Raw genomic sequence first — 14675 nt, 5'->3', positions numbered from 1 at the left:
GAAATGACCACGAACACCACCACCGGCACCCCCGTTCTCGAAGCCTCCGGCGTCACCATGCGATTCGGCGGCCTCACCGCCGTACGCAGCGTCGACTTCACCGTCAACAGCGGCGAGATCGTCGGCCTCATCGGCCCCAACGGCGCCGGCAAGACCACCTTCTTCAACTGCCTCACCGGCCTCTACATCCCCACCGAGGGCACCGTCCGCTACCAGGGCAACGTCCTCCCGGCCAAACCCCACCTGGTCACCAAAGCCGGCATGGCCCGCACCTTCCAGAACATCCGGCTCTTCGCCAACATGACCGTCCTGGAAAACGTCCTCGTCGGCCGCCACACCCGCACCAAGGAAGGCCTCTGGTCCGCCCTCCTGCGCGGACCCGGCTTCAAGAAGGCCGAAAAGGCCTCCGAAGAGCGCGCCATGGAACTCCTCGAGTTCATCGGCCTCGAAGACAAGCGCGACCACCTCGCCCGAAACCTCCCCTACGGCGAACAGCGCAAGCTCGAGATCGCCAGGGCACTGGCCAGCGAGCCGGGCCTGCTGCTCCTCGACGAGCCCACAGCCGGCATGAACCCGCAGGAGACCAGGGCCACCGAAGAACTGGTCTTCGCCATCCGCGACAAGGGCATCGCCGTCCTCGTCATCGAGCACGACATGCGGTTCATCTTCAACCTCTGCGACCGCGTCGCCGTCCTCGTCCAGGGCGAGAAACTCGTCGAAGGCACCTCCGACGTCGTACAGGCCGACGAACGCGTCGTCGCCGCCTACCTCGGCGAACCCTTCGAAGGCGCCCCCGGAGACGCCGAGATCACGGAAGTGGAAGCGGCCGAAACCGGCGCCGACACCCCCGGCAGCACCAGCACCAAGGGAGACACCCAGTGACCGCACTGCTCGAGGTCGAGGACCTCAGGGTCTCCTACGGCAAGATCGAAGCCGTCAAGGGCATCTCCTTCAGCGTCGAAGCAGGCCAGGTCGTCACCCTCATCGGCACCAACGGCGCCGGCAAGACCACCACCCTGCGCACCCTCTCCGGCCTCCTCAAGCCCACCTCCGGCCGGATCGTCTTCGACGGCCAACCCCTCGCCCACGTACCCGCCCACAAGATCGTCGCCCTCGGACTCGCCCACTCCCCCGAAGGCCGGCACATCTTCCCCCGCCTCACCATCGCCGAGAACCTCCAGCTCGGAGCGTTCCTCCGCAAGGACAAGGCAGGCATCGAGAAGGACATCCAGCGCGCCTACGAACTCTTCCCCATCCTGGGAGAGCGCCGCAAGCAGGCCGCAGGCACCCTCTCCGGCGGCGAACAGCAGATGCTCGCCATGGGCCGCGCCCTCATGTCCCAGCCCAAACTGCTCATGCTCGACGAACCCTCCATGGGCCTCTCGCCGATCATGATGCAGAAGATCATGTCCACCATCGCCGAGCTCAAGGCCTCCGGAACAACGATTCTGCTCGTCGAGCAGAACGCCCAGGCGGCCCTCTCCCTCGCCGACCAAGGACACGTCATGGAGGTCGGCAGCATCGTCCTCTCCGGCACCGGACAGCACCTCCTGCACGACGAATCCGTGCGGAAGGCATACCTCGGCGAGGACTGACACCCCTCAGCACCGCCGTCGCCGTACGAGGCATACGAGGAGGCCCGTACCCCTGGGCAGGGGTACGGGCCTCCTCGTACGTACAACTCTCCTGGTCAGCCCTTCGCGGACTTCTTCTCCTCGGCGTCCTGAATGACCGCCTCAGCGACCTGCTGCATCGACATACGCCGGTCCATCGACGTCTTCTGGATCCACCGGAACGCGGCCGGCTCCGTCAGCCCGTACTCCGTCTGCAGGACCGACTTCGCCCGGTCCACCAGCTTCCGCGTCTCCAGCCGCTGAGTGAGATCCTCGATCTCCTTCTCCAGCGCCTTCAACTCCGTGAAGCGGGACACGGCCATCTCGATGGCGGGCACGACATCGCTCTTGCTGAACGGCTTCACCAGGTACGCCATCGCACCCGCGTCACGCGCACGCTCGACAAGATCGCGCTGCGAGAACGCCGTGAGCATCAGCACCGGCGCGATGCTCTCCTCGGCGATCTTCTCCGCCGCCGAGATACCGTCGAGCTTCGGCATCTTCACATCGAGAATGACGAGGTCCGGGCGGTGCTCACGGGCCAGCTCGACGGCCTGCTCGCCGTCGCCCGCCTCACCTACGACGGTGTAGCCCTCTTCTTCGAGCATCTCTTTGAGGTCGAGACGAATCAGCGCCTCGTCCTCGGCGATGACGACACGGGTCGTCAGCGGAGGCACGTGCGACTTGTCGTCGTCGGGCGCGTCCACGGGCTGGGGCGACTCGGGGGCGGTCACGGGGGCGCTCCTTGTTCCAGGCAGGGCGGGGTGCTGCACCCTAGAGACTACCCAGTGCCGTGACCGCGCAGGTTTCCCGGGCCGCACCTATGCGATGCGGCCCGGCCCCGTAGGCGTGGGGATCGCCCGGAATCAGGACTTGGTCTCGTTGCTGCAGTACCAGTCGCCGTAGCGGGTGCCGTCGCTGTAGCGGGCCTCGCACGCGCGCACCGTGATGTTCTCGGTGATGTCGTAGTTGCACTGGCGGATCTCGGAGCCGTTGTCGCCGATGCTGGTGGTGTCGTAACAGCCGGTGCGCAGGTCCGTCCAGACGTAACCGTCGCAGCCGACGTTGGCACAGACGAGCTGCTGGATCTTGCCGTGCACCGAGTAGCCGTCGGCGTCGGTGTCGAAGATGTAGAGCCAGTCACCGTCCGGGTAGAACGTCGTGGTGCCCCAGCTCTTGTTGACGGACACGTTGAGCCCGCTCGCGGAGGCGGAGCCCTCCATCCCCCCGACCATGATCACGCTCGCCGCCAGCGCCAGTCCGACCTGTGCCAGTCGCTTCAGCTTCATAGAGAGTTCCCCTTCGCTCCACTGTTCGATCGCGGAGAGATGACACAGCACGGGTGATCGGGATGTCAACCGGTTTGCTATTGCAGGGAGTTGGGGGCTGGGGGCGGGGTGCGGATGGAGGGCGCCCGGCGCCTCGGCAGCCGCGGGAGGGCACGATCTACTGCAGCCGCTGCTCCCAAGGGCACACGTGGCTGCGGTAAGGTGGTGACGCGGCGGGTGACCGCCAACCTTTGTTTTACAGGAAGCCCCGGTAGTCCAGCGGAAGAGACACGGTGCTCAAACCACCGACAGCGTGGGTTCGAATCCCACCCGGGGCACTTTTCCTTCGATTTGAAGGTCGCCACTGAAAGCGGATGTCCACCTTCTCGTGAACATCCGCTTTTTGCTGCGTGTCATCGCGATCACTCTCGCAGAGTGGCCGTATGGAACAGCACAGTCCTTCGATTCGCGTCCAAGCAGTCGCACTTATGCGCCAGGGCACCCCTAACCGCGTGGTCGCGGAGCGCCTGAATGTCCCCCGTGGGACCGTCGGCTGGTGGCGCAGCGAAGATCGCAGAGCGCACGGCGAAACCTACGAGCAGCCGACGGACTGTCCTCGGTGCACCGCCCGTGACTTCGACACGGTCGCGTACGCCTACTTGCTCGGCCTCTACCTCGGTGACGGCCACATCATCTCGAAGCGCAAGCAGCATCACTTGTCCATCTTCTGCAACGCCACGCAGACAGGCCTGATCGCAGCCGCCGAAGGTGCCATGCGCAAAGTGATGCCGCTACCCAGCGTCCGGCAGCGCAATAAGCCAGGCTGCACCGAGGTGAAGTCCTACACCAAGCACTGGACCTGCATGTTTCCCCAGCATGGGCCCGGGAAGAAGCACGAACGCTCGATTGTCCTCGAACCCTGGCAGCAGGACATCGTCGACGCTCACCCCTGGGAATTCATCCGCGGGCTCATCCACTCCGACGGCTGCCGGATCACCAACTGGACCGAGAAGGTCATCGGCGGCGAACGCAAGCGCTACGAGTATCCCCGGTACTTCTTCACCAACGTCTCCGACGACATCCGCCAGCTTTACACCGACACTCTCGACAGGCTCGGCATCCAGTGGACGCACTGCACGCGCCACGGGAATCCGTACAACATCTCGGTCGCCCGAAAGGCCTCCGTAGCCCTCATGGACGCCCACGTAGGCCCCAAATACTGAGCTCTTTCATGGCGGTGAACCGATGGTTTCGCGTTGTTGAACCTTTGCCAGTGACGCGAAGTTGAAGTGGCAACGGCGGAACTCTGGGTGGGGGCAGGACAGATCCTCTACGTCGAAGCATGTCTGTCGCCCCGAGGAGTCACCCGCTGATGCCGAGCATCACGTCCGCCGAGACACGTACCGTTCCGGCGAGCGGCAGATCCGCACCGCGCCGAGGTCACGCCCTGCGGCTCGACATCCAGGGGCTGCGCGCGGTGGCCGTAGGGCTGGTGGTTCTGTCGCACGCCGGGGTGTCACAGGTCGGCGGTGGTTATGTCGGGGTCGACGTCTTCTTTGTGATTTCCGGGTCCCTCATCACGTCGTTGCTGGTGCGTGAACTCGCCGCCACCGGTCGGGTGTCGGTGCGTTCCTTCTACGCTCGCCGGGCGTTGCGGCTGCTTCCTGCGTCGTCTCTGGTCATCGCCGTCACGGTGGGCGGGGCGTGGCTGTTTCTGTCGAAGGCGCGGTTGGCCGAGTATGCGGGTGATGCGCTCGCCAGTGCGCTGTACGGGGTCAATTTCCGGCTGGCGGCGGCCGGTACGGATTATCTGGCGCAGAACAGTCCGCCGTCGCCGTTCCAGCATTTCTGGTCGCTCGCGGTGGAGGAGCAGTTCTACGTGGTGTGGCCGCTGCTCCTGGTGCTCACGTGGCGGGTGGCTCGCGGTCGGCGGCGACTGGTTGCGGTGCCGCTTGGGGTGCTGTGTCTGGGGTCGTTCGCGGAGGGGGTTCTGGTGACGGGCTCCTCGGCGCCCTGGGCGTACTTCGGCTCCCTCACTCGGGGCTGGGAGTTGGGCGTCGGTGCGTTGCTGGCGTTGGCCGCCGGTCGGTTGGAGGGGCTGCCCGGTGTCCTCGCGGGGGCGCTGAGCTGGCTCGGTCTGGCGTGCGTCGCGTTGGCGGCGGTCTGGTTCGACGACGGGACGCCGTTCCCCGGTTACCGCGCCCTTCTGCCGGTTGTCGGCGCTGTGCTCGTCCTGGCGGGTGGCGGTGCGCCCGCCTCGTACGGCGTGGGGTGGCTGCTGGGGCGGCGTCCGCTGGTGTGGCTCGGGGGGCTTTCGTACGGCTGGTATCTGTGGCACTGGCCGTTGTTGGTCATTGCTCCCGCGGCGTTGGGCCGTGCCGACGGCAGGGCCGAGGTGCCGCTGGCGTTGGGGCTGTGCGCGGCGGCGCTGGGTCTGGCGTGGCTGACCCAGCGCCTTGTCGAGAATCCGGTTCGCTTTCACCGGGACTTCCGTAGGCGTCCCGGGCGTGCTTTGGCTCTAGGGGTGGTGCTGTCGGCGAGTGCTGCGGCGTTGGCTCTGACGGCGAGGGCGGTGCCGCCGACGATCGAGGTGGGGGATCCCGCGCCCGCGCTGGCGGAGGCACTCTCCGCTGCACCGGCCCCGCAGGCCCGTCTCACCGAGCTCCTGGCGTCGTCGCCCACTGCCCTGCCGAGCAATCTCGCCCTGCCCCTGACGGAGGTGAAGTCCTCCCGCTCCGCGGTCTACCGGGACGGCTGTCACAGCGCTTACGCCGCCACTCGCACCCGGCCCTGTGTCTACGGTGACCGGACGTCCTCGCGTACGGTCGTCCTCTTCGGCGACTCCCATGCGGCCCAGTGGTTCCCGGCCTTGGAACGGCTCGCGACCGCACGCGGGTGGAGGCTGGTCTCGTTGACGAAGGCGTCCTGCAAGGTCGCCGACGTGACCATCGTGGCCGATCACAAGCCGTATACCGCCTGTGACACCTGGCGCGCCGACGCCGTGGCGAGGATCAAGGCCCTGCGCCCCGCTCTGGTCGTCGTGTCGTCCTCGGACGCCGGTGATCCGGCCCGGCCCGCCGCCGATCTCCTCGGCCAGTGGACCGCCGGTTTCGAGAGCACGTTCCGTGCCCTGGGCGCTTCCGGCGCTCGGGTGGCCGCGCTGCTGGACACTCCTTGGCCCAAGGGGGATCCGATCGATTGCGCGGCTCGGAACTCCATGCAACTGCGCGCCTGCGCCAAACACTTGCCGGATCCGGCTCGTGACGTGACCCGCAGTGCGGCCGTCCGTGCCGCCGCGTCCGCGTCGGACGCGGCGGTGATCGATCCCGCCTCGTGGGTCTGTGCCCCGCGTACCGGCGTCTGCCCGGTGGTCGTGGGCAACACCGCGGTCTATCGCGACGACAGCCATCTCTCGGAGGCGTATGCCGAGGCGCTTGCCCCGGTTCTGGCGCCGTCGTTGGATCGTCTCGTGGGTGCGCGCTGAACGCGCTGGAGCATCGGGTGGGCACCCCTACTTGGGGCTGTCGTCCTCGCCGATGTGGTGGACGCGTACGAGGTTGGTGGAGCCGGAGACGCCGGGCGGGGAGCCGGCGGTGATGACGACGATGTCGCCCTTCTGGCAGCGGCCGTACTTGAGCAGCAGCTCGTCGACCTGGTCGACCATCGCGTCCGTGGAGTCGACGTGCGGGCCGAGGAACGTCTCGACGCCCCAGGTCAGGTTGAGTTGGGAGCGGGTGGCCGGGACCGGGGTGAAGGCCAGCAGTGGGATGGGTGACCGGTAGCGGGAGAGGCGGCGGACGGTGTCGCCGGACTGGGTGAAGGCGACGAGGAACTTGGCGCCGAGGAAGTCGCCCATTTCGGCGGCTGCGCGGGCTACGGCGCCGCCTTGGGTGCGGGGCTTGTTGCGTTCTGTCAGGGGCGGGAGGCCTTTGGCGAGGATGTCCTCCTCGGCGGCCTCGACGATCTTCGCCATGGTGCGGACGGTTTCGATGGGGTATTTGCCGACGCTGGTCTCGCCGGAGAGCATCACGGCGTCCGTGCCGTCGATGACGGCGTTCGCCACGTCGCTCGCCTCCGCGCGTGTCGGGCGGGAGTTGTCGATCATCGAGTCGAGCATCTGGGTCGCCACGATCACCGGCTTGGCGTTGCGTTTCGCCAGCTTGATGGTGCGCTTCTGGACGATCGGGACCTGTTCCAGGGGCATTTCGACGCCGAGGTCTCCGCGGGCGACCATGATGCCGTCGAAGGCGGCGACGATGTCGTCGATCGCCTCCACTGCCTGCGGCTTCTCCACCTTGGCGATGACCGGCAGCCTGTGTCCCTCCTCGTCCATGATGCGGTGGACGTCCTCGATGTCCTTGCCGCTGCGGACGAAGGAGAGGGCGATGACGTCGGCGCCGGTGCGCAGGGCCCAGCGGAGGTCTGCTTCGTCCTTGTCGGAGAGGGCGGGGACGGAGACGGCGACTCCGGGGAGGTTGAGTCCCTTGTGGTCGGAGACCATGCCGCCTTCGACGACGGTGGTGTGGACGCGGGGGCCGTCGATGGTGGTGACTTCGAGGCAGACTTTGCCGTCGTCGACGAGGATGCGTTCGCCGGGGGTGACGTCGTCTGCGAGGCCTTTGTAGGTGGTTCCGCAGGTTTGGCGGTCGCCTTGGGCGTTGTCCTCGACGGTGATGGTGAAGGTGTCTCCGCGTTCAAGGAGTACGGGGCCTTCGGTGAAGCGGCCGAGTCGGATCTTCGGGCCTTGAAGGTCGGCGAGGATTCCGACGCTGCGGCCGGTCTCGTCGGAGGCCTTTCGCACGCGGTGGTAGCGCTCCTCGTGTTCGGCGTAGGTGCCGTGGCTGAGGTTGAGGCGGGCTACGTCCATTCCGGCTTCGACCAGGGCTTTGATCTGGTCGTAGGAGTCGGTGGCGGGGCCCAATGTACAGACGATTTTTGCTCGGCGCATGGTTTGAGCCTAGGCCTTACCGATCGGTAGGTAATTGGCCCTGCATGACCACTCAACAACCTTTCGGTGAAGGGTTATTGACAAGTGTTGAATTGTGCGCGCGGGTGCTCCGATGAGCATTCGAGAGGTGACAGTTGATCGGTCGTCAGAGTCTTGGCGGTGTCATGGTGAAGCGGGCGTTGACCTGGGCGTAGACGTGTTGGCGCTGGGGTTCGAGGTCGAGGGGTGCGGGGGCGGTGTCCTCGGTGGCTGCGCCGTAGGCCATGGAGCGCATGCGGGGGGCGGATTGGCCGGGTTGGGCGTTCTCGGCGCCGATGTCGGCGATTTCGACGAGGGCGGCGAGGGTGGTGCCGAGGGCTTCGGCGTATTCGCGGGCGCGTTGGACGGCTTCGTGGACTGCTTTCTGTCGGGCTTCGCGGTGGGCGGGTGAGTCGGGGCGCAGGGCCCACCAGGGGCCGTCGACGCGGGTGATGTCGAGGTCGGCGAGGCGGGTGGTGAGTTCGCCGAGGGCGGTGAAGTCGGTGAGTTCGGCGGTGATGTGGACGCGTCCGAGGTAGGCGCGGACGCGTTCGCCGCGGCCGTGTTCGCGGAGTTCGGGGGTGATGGAGAAGGCGCCGGTTTCGAGGCGTTCGACGGCGTCTCCGTAGGTTTTGATGAGGTCGAGGGTGGTGGTGTTGCGGCGGGTGAGGTCGTCGAGGGCGGTGCGGCGGTCTTTGCCGCGGGCGGCGACGGTGATGCCGATGCGGGCGAGTTCGGGGTCGACTTCGAGGTGGGCTTCGCCGCGGACGGCGATGCGGGGTGCGTCGGGGGTGCCGTAGGGGAGGTGGGGGCGGGGTTCCTCTGCGGTGGGTGCCATACGTCCCACTCTGTCACCCCGGGTCTTTGCCGGGGGCGGGTTGGGTTGCCCGCCGGTCATCAGAAAGAAACCTCCTGGACCTGTTCAGGGTGGGGTGGGTGGGTCAGAATCTACGCGCGTCGTTGACCGTTTCCGGAGGAGTACCAGAGATGCCGTTGAACCGTCGGAAGTTCCTGAAGAAGTCCGCTGCGACCGGGGCGGGTGTCGCGCTGGCCGGCGCGGTCGCGGCTCCTGCCGCCCAGGCGGCGGAGGCCTCGGGCTCCGGCGTGGCTGCGGCGCGAGGTCCGAAGCGGTATTCGCTGACCGTGATGGGCACGACCGATCTGCACGGTCATGTCTTCAACTGGGACTACTTCAAGAATGCGGAGTATTCGGACAAGGCGGGCAACGCGCAGGGGCTGGCGCGGATCTCGACGCTGGTGGAGCAGGTCCGCGCGGAGAAGGGGCGGTGCAACACGCTGCTGCTGGACGCGGGTGACACGATCCAGGGCACTCCGCTGACGTACTACTACGCGAAGGTGGACCCGATCACCGCGAAGGGTGGTCCGGTGCACCCGATGGCGCAGGCGATGAACGCGATCGGGTTCGACGCGGCGGCGCTCGGCAACCATGAGTTCAACTACGGCATCGAGACGCTGCGGAAGTTCGAGTCGCAGTGTCGTTTCCCGCTTCTCGGTGCGAACGCGCTGGACGCGAAGACGCTGAAGCCCGCTTTCCCGCCGTACTTCATCAAGACGTTCCGTGTGAAGGGCGCTCCGCCGGTGAAGGTGGCTGTGCTGGGGCTGACGAACCCGGGTATCGCGATCTGGGACAAGGCGTATGTGCAGGGGAAGTTGACGTTCCCGGGGCTTGAGGAGCAGGCGGCGAAGTGGGTGCCGAAGCTGCGGTCGATGGGTGCGGACGTGGTGGTCGTGTCCGCGCACAGCGGGTCGTCGGGGACGTCTTCCTACGGTGACCAGTTGCCGTATGTGGAGAACTCGGCGGCGCTGGTGGCGCAGAAGGTGCCGGGGATCGACGCGATTCTGGTGGGTCACGCGCATGTGGAGATCCCGGAGTTGAAGGTCACGAACGAGAAGTCGGGGAAGACGGTCGTGCTGTCGGAGCCGCTGGCGTATGCGGAGCGGCTGTCGGTGTTCGACGTGGAGTTGACGTTCGCGAAGGGGCGTTGGTCGGTCGAGTCGGTGGCGTCGAAGGTGCTGAACTCGAATGCGGTGGCGGACGATCCGAAGATCACGAAGCTGCTGGCGGACGAGCACGCGATCGTCGTGAAGTACGTCAACCAGGTGGTCGGTAGCGCTACGGAGACGCTGACGACGGTGGACGCCCGTTACAAGGACGCCCCGATCATCGACCTGATCACCAAGGTGCAGGAGGACGTGGTCAAGGCGGCGTTGGCGGGTACGGAGTACGCGTCGCTGCCGGTGATCGCGCAGGCGTCGCCGTTCTCGCGTACGTCTCAGATTCCGGCCGGTGACGTGACGATCCGGGATCTGTCGGGTCTGTACGTGTACGACAACACGCTGGTCGCGAAGGTGCTGACGGGTGCTCAGGTGCGGGCGTACCTGGAGTATTCGGCGGAGTACTTCGTGCAGACGGCCGCCGACGCGGTGGTCGATGTGGAGAAGCTGACCAACGCGGGCGGCCGCCCGGACTACAACTACGACTATGTGTCGGGTTTCCAGTACGACATCGACATCGCTCAGGCGGCCGGTGCGCGGATCAAGAACCTCTCCTACAACGGTGCTGCGCTGGATGACGCACAGCAGTTCGTGCTGGCGGTGAACAACTACCGGGCGAACGGTGGCGGTGCGTTCCCGCACGTCGCGTCCGCCAAGGAGGTGTGGTCGGAGTCGACGGAGATCCGGACGCGGATCGCGGAGTGGGTGACGGCGAAGGGCACGCTGGACCCGAAGGACTTCGCGTCGGTGGACTGGAAGCTGACGCGCAACGGCACGCCGGTGTTCTAGAGCTGCGTCTTCTCCAGGTCCAGCAGGGTTACGTCAACGGCGTCGGCGATGGCTTTTGCGCCGGCGTCGTTGACGTGGAGGCCGTCGCCGGCGTTGAACTCCTCGCGGATCCGGTCGGGCTGGGCCGGGTCCGCGACGGCGGCGGCGATGTCGGTGATCGCGTCGAAGGGGTGGTTGTCGCCGAGGAGCCAGGTGTTGACGTCGCGGCGTACGGCCTGGCCGGCTTCGCTGTCGTAGCCGTCGTAGATGGTGCCGCCGTAGGGGCCGATGGTGGAGCCGATGACGGTGAGTCCGGCGGCGTGGAGGCGGTCGGCGAGGGTGGTGAGCCCGGCGATGAGGTCGGCGGCGGTGGGCAGGGTGCCGGGTTCGGGGTAGGAGCTGAATCCGGGCAGGCCGAGGTCGTTGAGCCCGATGTGGGTCAGGACGTGGCTGACGCCGGGGACGGCGAGGACGTCGTGCTCGATGCGGGCGAGGAGGTGTTCGCCGATCTCGTCGGTGAGCAGACGGTTGCCGGAGATGCCGGTGTTGACGACCCAGCCGTGGGTGAGGCGGCGGCTGAGCTGGCCGGGGAAGCTGTTGTCGGTGCCGGGGGTGGTGAAGGCGCCTTCGATCCAGGAGTCCCCGAAGGCGACGGCGATGCGGGTGCCTTCGGGTGTGCGGACGTCGACTCCGGTGAGGAAGTGGCCGGTCGCCAACTCCTCTGAGTTTTCGAGGACTTGGGCACTGAGTTGATCGCCGGGGGCGGCGTGTCCGATGTCGTAGGGCACGCCGCTGAAGGTGGTGAGTCCGGTGTCCCCGGGCAGGTACAGGCTGACGACGAGTTCCTCCCCCGCGCCGACGGCCCGCTCGACCGGGTCGCTGATGATCTCCTCGCCGACGGGGATGGTGACGGCGGTGGCACCGGCGAAGAGCAGCGCGGTGTCCGTGGAGACGTCGATGCCGTGGCCTTCGGTGCGTGCGGCCGTATGGGCCCCGCCGATGTGCAGGGGTTCTTTTCCGTAGCGGTTGCTGAGGCGGATCCGGTAGGCGGTGCCCGCGCCGGCCGGTCGTACGGCCTGGCGGACGGTCTGGTCGTTGAAGCCGCGGGGTTCGAAGAGCTTGACGGTCTCGTGGGGGTTGATGACGGCGGAGCGGTGGGCGGCGGTCCATGTGGTGGTCATGGCTGGCCCAACATCGTGGTGATCGCTGCCTGTTCCGCCCTTCGGCGCTTCTTTACCGTTCGTTGACCAGTGGGGTGAGGGTCCCTGCGGTCTGCCGGGCGGGCGGGATCTGCGGGTGGGGTTCGAGGCCGAAGGTGGTGAAGGCGGTGCGTCCGGGGAGGGGGTAGGGGTCCTTGCCGGTGAGGGAGTTGAGGATGGTGGCGCTGCGCCAGGCGGCGAGGCCGAGGTCGGGGGCGCCTACGCCGTGGGTGTGGAGTTCGGCGTTCTGGACGTAGGCGTGGCCGGTGACGGCGGGGTCGAGGACGAGGCGGAACTGGTCGTCGATGCGGGGGCGTTCGCTGCTGTCGCGGCGGAGGTAGGGGTCGAGTCCGGCGAGGATGCGGCCGAGGGGGCGTTCGCGGTAGCCGGTGGCGAGGACGACGGCGTCGGTGGTGAGGCGGGAGCGGGCGCCTTGCTGGATGTGTTCCAGATGGAGTTCGACCTTGGTGGTGGCGACGCGGCCGGCGGTGCGGACGCGGACGCCGGGGGTGAGGACGGCGTCGGGCCAGCCGCCGTGCAGGGTGCGGCGGTAGAGCTCGTCGTGGATGGCGGCGAGGGTGTCGGCGTCGATGCCTTTGTGGAGCTGCCATTGGGTGGCGACGAGGTGGTCGCGGACGGGCTCGGTGAGGGCGTGGAAGTAGCGGGTGTAGTCGGGGGTGAAGTGTTCCAGGCCGAGCTTGGAGTACTCCATGGGGGCGAAGGCCTCGGTGCGGGCGAGCCAGTGGATTCTCTCGCGTCCGGCGGGGCGGTTTCTGAGGAGGTCGAGGAAGACCTCGGCGCCCGACTGTCCGGCGCCGATGACGGTGATGTGCTCGGCGGTGAGGAACTTCTCGCGGTGGGCGAGGTAGTCCGCGGCGTGGATGACGGGCACGCCGGGGGCTTCGACGAGGGGTTTGAGGGGTTCGGGGATGTGGGGGGCGGTGCCGACGCCGAGGACGATGTTGCGGGTGTAGGCGCGGCCGAGTGCTTCGGCTTCGCCGTCGGTGTCGAGTTGGGTGAAGTCGACTTCGAAGACGTCACGTTCGGGGTTCCAGCGGACGGCGTCGACCTGGTGGGCGAAGTGGAGTCCGGGGAGGCTGCCGGCGACCCAGCGGCAGTAGGCGTCGTATTCGGCGCGCTGGATGTGGAAGCGCTCGGCGAAGTAGAAGGGGAAGAGGCGGCCGAGGGTTTTGAGGTAGTTGAGGAAGGACCAGGGGCTGGCGGGGTCGGCGAGGGTGACCAGGTCGGCGAGGAAGGGCACTTGGAGGGTGGCGCCGTCGACCATGAGACCGGGGTGCCAGTCGAAGCCGGGGCGTTGTTCGTAGAAGACGGTGTCGAGTTGGGTGAGGGGGTGGGCGAGGGCGGCGAGGGAGAGGTTGAAGGGGCCGATGCCGATGCCCACCAGGTCGCGGGGTGCTTCGGGTTCTTGGCGTGTGGGGGTGGGCGTCGGGTTCATCGGGGGGTGTGTCCTTCCACCAGTTTCAGAAGTGCGGCCAGGTCGCCGGGCCGGGTGTGCGGGTTGAGGAGGGTGGCCTTGAGCCAGAGGCGGCCGTCGAGCCGGGCGCGGCCGAGGACGGCGTGGCCTTCGTGGAGGAGGGTGCGGCGTACGTCGGCGACGGCGTCGTCCGGGGCCTGGGCGGGCCGGAAGAGGACGGTGCTGATGGTGGGCCGGTCGTAGAGCTCGAAGTGCGGGTGGGCTTCGACGAGATCGGCGAACTCGTGTGCCTGGTCGCAGACTTGGTCGACGAGTGCGCCGATGCCGGTGCGGCCGAGGGTCTTCAGGGTGACGGCGATTTTGAGGATGTCGGGGCGTCGGGTGGTGCGCAGGGAGCGGCCGAGGAGGTCGGGCAGGCCGGCTTCGGTGTCGTCGTCGGCGTTGAGGTAGTCGGCGCGGTGGGCGAGGGGGCGCAGGTCTCCCGGGTCGCGGACGGTGAGGAGGCCTGCGGCGACGGGTTGCCAGCCGAGTTTGTGCAGGTCGAGGGTGACGGTGTGGGCGCGGTCGAGTCCGTCGAGCTTGGGGCGGTGGCGGTCGCTGAAGAGGAGGCCTCCGCCGTAGGCGGCGTCGATGTGGAGGCGGGCGCCGTGGGCTGCGCACAGGTCGGCGATGTCGGGCAGCGGGTCGATGAGTCCGGCGTCGGTGGTGCCGGCGGTGGCGGCGACGAGGAGGGAGCCGCGGGGGCCGCGCAGGTGGGTGAGGGCTTCGTCGAGGGCGGCGAGGTCCATCGTTCCTGCGGGGGCGGGCACGACGACGGGGTCGGGCAGGCCGAGGAGCCAGGCGGCGCGGTGCAGTGAGTGGTGGGCGCCGGCGCCGCAGACGAGTTGCACGGTTCTGTGTGTCTCGCGGTTCTCGCGGGCGAGGAGCAGGGCGAGTTGGTTGGCTTCGGTGCCGCCGGTGGTGACGAGGGCCTCGGCGGCGCCCACCTGTTGGGCGAGTGCGCGGGTGACCAGGGCTTCGAGTTCGGAGGCGGCGGGGGCCTGGTCCCAGGAGTCCAGGGACGGGTTGAGGGCGCTCGCGGCGAGGTCGGCTGCGGTGGCGACGGCGAGGGGCGGGCAGTGCAGGTGGGCGGCGCACAGGGGGTGGGCGGGGTCGGCGGCGCCGACGGCGAGGATCCGTACGAGGGTGCTCAGGGCGTCGTCGCTGCCGTGTTCGGGCAGGACGTCACCGACCCCTTCGCGCACCGCGCGGGCGACGGCTTCGGGCCCTCCTGCGGGCAGCGGGCCGCCGCGTGCCGTCCATCCTTCGCCGAGGGCGTCGAGGACGGTGTCGAGCAACGGCCGCAGTGCGTCGGGGCCTTCAGGGCCGGAAGCGAGAGGCGGCGGCGTGCTCATGGGGTGTCCTCCGGGG

At 67.9% G+C, this 14675-nt stretch carries 12 protein-coding genes and 1 tRNA gene; 6 read left to right on the top strand and 7 right to left on the bottom strand.

What is annotated here, in order from left to right:
- Positions 1-3 precede the first annotated feature (3 nt).
- Entirely contained in the window at positions 4-882 is an 879-nt protein-coding gene (locus tag AB5J56_RS33315; protein ID WP_369238127.1) for an ABC transporter ATP-binding protein, read from the top strand.
- On the top strand, positions 879-1595 hold the full coding sequence (locus AB5J56_RS33310) for an ABC transporter ATP-binding protein (RefSeq protein ID WP_369238125.1): 717 nt from the start codon (positions 879-881) through the stop codon (positions 1593-1595). Before AB5J56_RS33315 ends, AB5J56_RS33310 begins: the two co-directional genes overlap by 4 nt.
- 95 nt (positions 1596-1690) lie before the next feature.
- Here the strand turns inward: AB5J56_RS33310 and AB5J56_RS33305 are convergent, their stop codons facing one another.
- Positions 1691-2347 carry an ANTAR domain-containing response regulator gene (locus AB5J56_RS33305; protein ID WP_369238123.1) on the bottom strand — a complete coding sequence of 219 codons (657 nt, stop codon included), beginning with the start codon at positions 2345-2347 and terminating at the stop codon, positions 1691-1693.
- A 132-nt stretch (positions 2348-2479) separates the two neighbouring features.
- Positions 2480-2902 (bottom strand): hypothetical protein, encoded by a 423-nt coding sequence (locus AB5J56_RS33300; RefSeq protein ID WP_369238121.1) that lies wholly within the window; start codon positions 2900-2902, stop codon positions 2480-2482.
- A 244-nt stretch (positions 2903-3146) separates the two neighbouring features.
- Here AB5J56_RS33300 and AB5J56_RS33295 point away from each other — a divergent pair.
- The 3 genes from AB5J56_RS33295 (at position 3147) to AB5J56_RS33285 (ending at position 6365) form a co-directional block, all read left to right on the top strand.
- A tRNA-Leu gene (locus AB5J56_RS33295) sits at positions 3147-3219 on the top strand.
- A gap of 105 nt (positions 3220-3324) precedes the next feature.
- Positions 3325-4104, top strand: coding sequence for a helix-turn-helix domain-containing protein (locus AB5J56_RS33290; protein WP_369238119.1), 780 nt, complete (start codon positions 3325-3327; stop codon positions 4102-4104).
- A 149-nt stretch (positions 4105-4253) separates the two neighbouring features.
- Positions 4254-6365, top strand: a complete 2112-nt coding sequence (locus tag AB5J56_RS33285; RefSeq protein WP_369238117.1) for an acyltransferase family protein — start codon at positions 4254-4256, stop codon at positions 6363-6365.
- 27 nt (positions 6366-6392) lie between these two features.
- Here AB5J56_RS33285 and pyk read toward each other — a convergent pair whose 3' ends face one another.
- Positions 6393-7829 carry a pyruvate kinase gene (gene pyk, locus AB5J56_RS33280; RefSeq protein WP_369238115.1) on the bottom strand — a complete coding sequence of 479 codons (1437 nt, stop codon included), beginning with the start codon at positions 7827-7829 and terminating at the stop codon, positions 6393-6395.
- A 145-nt stretch (positions 7830-7974) separates the two neighbouring features.
- Entirely contained in the window at positions 7975-8685 is a 711-nt protein-coding gene (locus AB5J56_RS33275) for an SIMPL domain-containing protein (protein ID WP_369238113.1), read from the bottom strand.
- A gap of 149 nt (positions 8686-8834) precedes the next feature.
- Between AB5J56_RS33275 and AB5J56_RS33270 the strand changes: the two genes are divergently transcribed.
- On the top strand, positions 8835-10652 hold the full coding sequence (locus AB5J56_RS33270; RefSeq protein ID WP_369238111.1) for a bifunctional UDP-sugar hydrolase/5'-nucleotidase: 1818 nt from the start codon (positions 8835-8837) through the stop codon (positions 10650-10652).
- On the opposite strand, the gene AB5J56_RS33265 is transcribed toward AB5J56_RS33270, so the two are convergent.
- Genes AB5J56_RS33265 through AB5J56_RS33255 form a run of 3 tightly spaced genes read right to left on the bottom strand, consistent with a single transcriptional unit; the run spans position 10649 to position 14659 of the window.
- On the bottom strand, positions 10649-11812 hold the full coding sequence (locus tag AB5J56_RS33265; RefSeq protein WP_369238109.1) for a GDSL-type esterase/lipase family protein: 1164 nt from the start codon (positions 11810-11812) through the stop codon (positions 10649-10651). The two genes, AB5J56_RS33270 and AB5J56_RS33265, sit on opposite strands and share 4 nt — an antisense overlap.
- Before the next feature lie 52 nt (positions 11813-11864).
- Positions 11865-13286 carry a lysine N(6)-hydroxylase/L-ornithine N(5)-oxygenase family protein gene (locus AB5J56_RS33260; RefSeq protein ID WP_369238107.1) on the bottom strand — a complete coding sequence of 474 codons (1422 nt, stop codon included), beginning with the start codon at positions 13284-13286 and terminating at the stop codon, positions 11865-11867.
- Entirely contained in the window at positions 13283-14659 is a 1377-nt protein-coding gene (locus AB5J56_RS33255; protein WP_369238105.1) for an aspartate aminotransferase family protein, read from the bottom strand. Before AB5J56_RS33255 ends, AB5J56_RS33260 begins: the two co-directional genes overlap by 4 nt.
- Positions 14660-14675 lie beyond the last annotated feature (16 nt).

It is taken from the genome of Streptomyces sp. R21, assembly GCF_041051975.1.
In the GTDB taxonomy this organism is placed as follows: domain Bacteria; phylum Actinomycetota; class Actinomycetes; order Streptomycetales; family Streptomycetaceae; genus Streptomyces.
The sequence above is the reverse complement of the archived record's forward strand: the minus strand, read 5'-3'. Positions and strand labels throughout refer to the sequence as shown.

Excerpts from the sequence above, each read along its gene's own strand:
- AB5J56_RS33315 (WP_369238127.1), top strand. The coding sequence starts at position 4 with ATGACCACGAACACCACCACCGGCACCCCCGTTCTCGAAGCCTCCGGC.
- AB5J56_RS33300 (WP_369238121.1), bottom strand. The coding sequence starts at position 2,902 with ATGAAGCTGAAGCGACTGGCACAGGTCGGACTGGCGCTGGCGGCGAGC.
- AB5J56_RS33290 (WP_369238119.1), top strand. The coding sequence starts at position 3,325 with ATGGAACAGCACAGTCCTTCGATTCGCGTCCAAGCAGTCGCACTTATG.
- AB5J56_RS33285 (WP_369238117.1), top strand. The coding sequence starts at position 4,254 with ATGCCGAGCATCACGTCCGCCGAGACACGTACCGTTCCGGCGAGCGGC.
- pyk (WP_369238115.1), bottom strand. The coding sequence starts at position 7,829 with ATGCGCCGAGCAAAAATCGTCTGTACATTGGGCCCCGCCACCGACTCC.
- AB5J56_RS33275 (WP_369238113.1), bottom strand. The coding sequence starts at position 8,685 with ATGGCACCCACCGCAGAGGAACCCCGCCCCCACCTCCCCTACGGCACC.
- AB5J56_RS33270 (WP_369238111.1), top strand. The coding sequence starts at position 8,835 with ATGCCGTTGAACCGTCGGAAGTTCCTGAAGAAGTCCGCTGCGACCGGG.
- AB5J56_RS33265 (WP_369238109.1), bottom strand. The coding sequence starts at position 11,812 with ATGACCACCACATGGACCGCCGCCCACCGCTCCGCCGTCATCAACCCC.
- AB5J56_RS33260 (WP_369238107.1), bottom strand. The coding sequence starts at position 13,286 with ATGAACCCGACGCCCACCCCCACACGCCAAGAACCCGAAGCACCCCGC.
- AB5J56_RS33255 (WP_369238105.1), bottom strand. The coding sequence starts at position 14,659 with ATGAGCACGCCGCCGCCTCTCGCTTCCGGCCCTGAAGGCCCCGACGCA.